Origin of the sequence: Capnocytophaga sp. oral taxon 412 str. F0487 (genome assembly GCF_000271925.1) — a bacterium.
GTDB classification, from domain to species: domain Bacteria; phylum Bacteroidota; class Bacteroidia; order Flavobacteriales; family Flavobacteriaceae; genus Capnocytophaga; species Capnocytophaga ochracea.
This window is the reverse complement of the sequence record NZ_AJZR01000058.1, coordinates 1-4,684: the sequence shown is the minus strand read 5'-3', so window position 1 is coordinate 4,684 and position 4,684 is coordinate 1. Positions and strand designations below refer to the sequence as shown.

The following is a 4,684-nucleotide window of genomic DNA, read 5'->3' as shown; positions in this document are numbered from 1 at the left end:
TATGCTTAGCTTATAGAGAGCTTATAGGAAGCTTATACGAATCTTGGAAGATTGGTATAGAAAGGGTATATAAAGAGTTGATAATGAACAGCTAAGAGTGAAGAATTAACAGTGATTTTAGGAAAATAAAGCGAAAGAAAAACAAAGGAGAGAAGAAGAGAATATTTTTTAGATAAGTTTTCTGATGCAGAAAGGGAATAAGTAGATTTGTAAGAAAAATATCTCACATATTATTTGCATATCTCAAAAAAATACACTACTTTTGTCGCATTAATAATTTAAAAACCTTTGTACAATGAAAAAAATCTTTACTTTGGCTTTTGTAGCCTTAACATTATTATTAGCCACGGCGTGTGGAAAAAGCAATAACGACAACCCTAACCCTCAGGATGATGCTAAAAAAGCATTGATAGGTACGTGGTATCTTGTATCAAGTACAGATGCAGGAGAAGATGTAAAACTTACTGAATGTGATAAACAAGAACATATTGTTATCACAGAAGATTCTTATACAATATTTGAGGCACTGAATGTAAGTAATGATTGTACTATAAAAGAATCTAAAAATACCTTTTCTATCTTAGGAGATAAACTTACAGTAGACAAATCTGTGTATACATTTTCTGTTTCAGGAAATAAATTAATACTTACCTATACAGAAAAAGATGAAGATGGAGAAGAAGTGACTTCAATAGATACTTATGAGAAACGATAAATGTATCTTTTAAAAGCTCAGGAAAGGTTTTATTTCTTGAGCTTTTAAAATTTTATAAAACATTTAAATTGTAGCAAAATAAACTTATGAAGCACATATACTACTGCATATTAGTTCTTTTTTCTATTAATTTACTTTATGGACAACCTAATGAAGATATGTTTCATATACAAGGTAAAGTAAGTTATACTGCTTGGTCAAGGAATCCTCGATGGCATAAAATGTGCCATCGTTATTGTTCATTAAGATTAATTGATCGAGTGAGAGATACAAAAATTTTAGAAAAATCTGATAATTTCAAAGACTTAATTATAGATGAAAAAGTAAGGTCAAAAGATTTCTATTTAATTTTAAAAGCGGAAGCAAGAAGAACAACAGGAGTTCGCAGATGCAGAGGAGCTTCAGCTGATATAGAAAATCTACAAGTTAAAATTGATGCTTTTTGTCAGTACAAAACACGTTTTTTTCCTGCAGGAGAAGCTACAAGAATTGATGTAAAAATCACCTGGCGAGCAGATCCAATACATACCATTACTTCTAAAATTAATAATAAATCCAATTCATTTCTCCCTATTGATGTCAAAGTTCCTATTATTGCCAGAGAAGGATTTGATAATGATTTATATCATTATGAATATGCAACAGAGAAAGAGCTAAGGAGGTGGCGGTTTACTTGGTTAGATGATTATAATTGGGAACCTCTTCCTGCAAAATTCCAACAAAAACAAAGCATAGAAGTCTCTGCTGAAGATGTTTTAGGAAGTAAAGCAAGAGCAGAAGAGATGATAGGCAAACCTATTTACTTCAGAGTAGTATCTTATGATAAAGATACTGGTTTAGTGTGTTCTTCTTCTGAGGTATTACCTCTTACCGTTACACAAGCAGCTCCTTTCATTACAATAAAAAATATCCAATCTCCTTTATGTAATAGTAATGAAACTACAGCTACTGTTACTATCCAGCTCAGCAGAAAATTATTAGGTAGTTTAGAACAATATAGGGAAAATAAAGGGGCTTATTTAGGGGAAGTTTTTGAAAAACTTTCTTTCTCTGAAAAAGATGCTCAAATATTAGGAAAATCTTCAATTGGAGTCAAAGGTTTGCCCAAAGATTTAACAGAATATTTCTTACAACACGACCACATAGATAATGTAGTACTTCGTACAGCTTCTGTGACTACTAATTATGAGATAGATATAATGGGCTATTTCTATTACCTAAATAATAATAGACAAAGAGATAGAATTCAACTATACACAGATGATGCACAACACAAAGGTATTTTTACCATAACTGTTCCTAAACCTCTCATAGCCTCTGCTTTTCCAACAGACAATAAGTGTTTTGGAGATACCAAAGGGAAAATAGAAGTCCGAGTCTTAGGCGGTACCCCTCCTTATAAATACGTTAAGAATGACGAGCCTCCTGTAACGGTTGGAGGGAATAGTTTTTTTCTTACAAATTTACCCACTGGTACTTACACCCTTACTATTACCGATAAGAACGATTGCCAGATTCTTAAAAATGGGAAAGTATCTCCTGTGGTTGTAAAAATAGGGGGTCCAGCAAAGCCTATTACTATTGTTAATGAAGGAGAGCCAGATTTTGTTAAGCACGTTAGTGGTTATAAAAGAAGTAATGGTTCTATTACAACTATTATTACAGGGGGAACTCCTAAGAAGAATGATTTGCTAGAATATACTGTTAAAATAGAGTCTGATAAAGGAATAAAAAGGGAGATCTCTTTATATGAAACAGACTCTTCTATAAGAGGATTTAAATCTACTTTTGAATACCTTGATGCTGGTACTTATACGCTTACTATTATAGATGGCAATGATTGTACACTTACTAGGAAAATTACCATTACTGAACCTGATGAACTCATTATAAATAGCATTGAAGCTACACCTATCAGTTGTAACCCTCGTAATAGTGACCCCAATAATAATTCGAGCATCAATAGTAATGGTACGCTGACGGTAAATGCTAAAGGAGGAGTACCTACTTACAGATATGTATGGAAAAGATTTAACAAGCCATATACCGAAACAAGAGATAAGACTATTACAGATCTTGTAGATGGTATCTATCAAGTAGAAGTTATAGATGCTAATGAAAATAAAGCTGTCGGAACTTATACTCTTACTTATCCTGACCCTCTTTACTTGAAGGTTACTAAATCAGAAATGACCTGTAGTGCTCCTAATGGGGGGCAAGCGACCGCTATAGTCTCTGGAGGCACACCTCCTTATACCTATCTTTGGAATACAGGTCATTCAGGAGCTCATATCACAGGTCTATCAGCTGGAAAGTATTTCGTAACCGTAAGTGATAGTCGAGGTTGTTCTGTACAAGAAAAGGTAGTACTTTCTTATCCTGAGGAAGTAGAGGTAAACAATGCTATCATCACTCCCGTAACCTGCTATGAGGGGAATGATGGTAAGATAGCGCTAACTCTTTCAGGAGGTAAAGGAAATATAAGTGTTTCGTGGTATGATGCTCAGGGGAATCTTCTTTCACAACGTATTACCAATGGTGGTAAAACTATCAATGGGTTAAAAGCAGGTAAATACAAAGCAGTATTTCGTGACCAAAGCGACTGTCCCGCGTTAGAGCAGTTTTACGAAGTATTGCAACCTGAAAAAACGGTTATTAATATTCCTTCACAAATCACGATATGCCAAGGCGACAGTCGGTCATTCGATTTAAGTACAGCTTTTCCTTCGGCTACTTTCCGTTGGACAGATAGCACAGGTAGCCTCCTCAGTACTGAACCTACCTTTACCGTATCGACAAAAGGTAATTATAAAGTAGAAATTACTGACCAGAAAGGCTGTAAAGAGGTGGCAACCTTTGAAGTTTCACAAAGTGATAAGATATTAGAGGTAGACTTTTTGGCTGCTACCAATTCATATTACAACTATACAGTAAAATTGGTAAGCTTATCTCACAGTATCACTACCCAGTGGGTATTACCTCGAGAAGTGACTCTTATCAAAGAAGAAAATGGAGCTGCAGAAGTGCGTTTTCCTAACGAAGGAACTTATACCATAGGCTTAAAAGGCTTTTTGGACGGTTGTGAGAAGACCGTATACAAAACGCTTTGGGTAGAAAAAGACCGATTGGGTATTGGTAAGGAAAATACATCTAAAGAAGTACTCATAGATGATTTTGGTATTTTTAGTAATCCTAACAATGGAACTTTCCGTATAAAGGTAAATCTCAAGAGAGCTTCTGCGATAAAGGTGTATTGTATAGATATTTTAGGCAGAGAGGCTTTCCCTGCCATTGAGCAACCAGAAGGCACAACTTTCGACATTCCTATTGAAAATAGAAGAATATCAGCAGGACAGTATTTGGTTATTTTAGAGGCAGGTGGCGATGTGATGGTGCAGAAGATGATTGTTAATCATTAAATATTAATCATTAAAAATAATGTTCTTACGTCGTTACATACTCTTTTTCTGCACCTTGCTGAGTTTCACTCTGCAAGGTCAGCAGTACCCTGTGGACGTGCAAGTGTTTGTTACTCCGCCCTATCCACAGAGTCTGAGAGGGTATGCCGACACCTTTGAACAGAAGATACAAGCACACTTTTTGCTTAAAGACCTCTCTACCGGCGGACGCCCTTTTGTGCTTCGGTTCTCGTTAGAGGACTTCCAAGGACAAGTCATTGCCCAAACACCTGATTATATTACCCCCTATTTGGTAAACCTATCCCCAGGCGTACGACGTACGCTTACCAATATAGATTTCAAAACCCTACTGCGCTACGAGAATCTCTACGGTATTAATGAGGCGACTTATAACGGACTACTTCCTGAAGGTACTTATTTTATTGGCTTGTCGCTTTACGACATAGCTACTGGACGCCCCGTATCCAACAAAGGACGCGCGATGATACAAGTGCGACGCTACTCACCCCCTGTGCTTACGATGCCCCAAAAAGGAGAAGTGCTCACCAAA

3 protein-coding genes are annotated in these 4,684 nt (G+C 36.1%); all 3 read left to right on the top strand.

Going from position 1 to position 4,684, the window contains the following annotated elements:
• Positions 1 to 295 precede the first annotated feature (295 nt).
• Positions 296 to 715, top strand: a complete 420-nt coding sequence (locus HMPREF1321_RS09865; protein WP_009422462.1) for a lipocalin family protein — start codon at positions 296 to 298, stop codon at positions 713 to 715.
• Positions 716 to 975: 260 nt separating this feature from the next.
• Positions 976 to 4,134: a SprB repeat-containing protein gene (locus HMPREF1321_RS09860; protein ID WP_009422460.1), complete on the top strand. Its 3,159-nt coding sequence runs from the start codon at positions 976 to 978 to the stop codon at positions 4,132 to 4,134.
• Positions 4,135 to 4,153: 19 nt separating this feature from the next.
• Positions 4,154 to 4,684 (top strand): hypothetical protein (locus HMPREF1321_RS09855; protein WP_009422461.1); only part of this gene is annotated, 531 nt, incomplete at its 3' end.

Bases quoted from the DNA above. Each gene is read 5' to 3' on its own strand.
- HMPREF1321_RS09865 (WP_009422462.1), top strand. From the start codon at position 296: ATGAAAAAAATCTTTACTTTGGCTTTTGTAGCCTTAACATTATTATTA.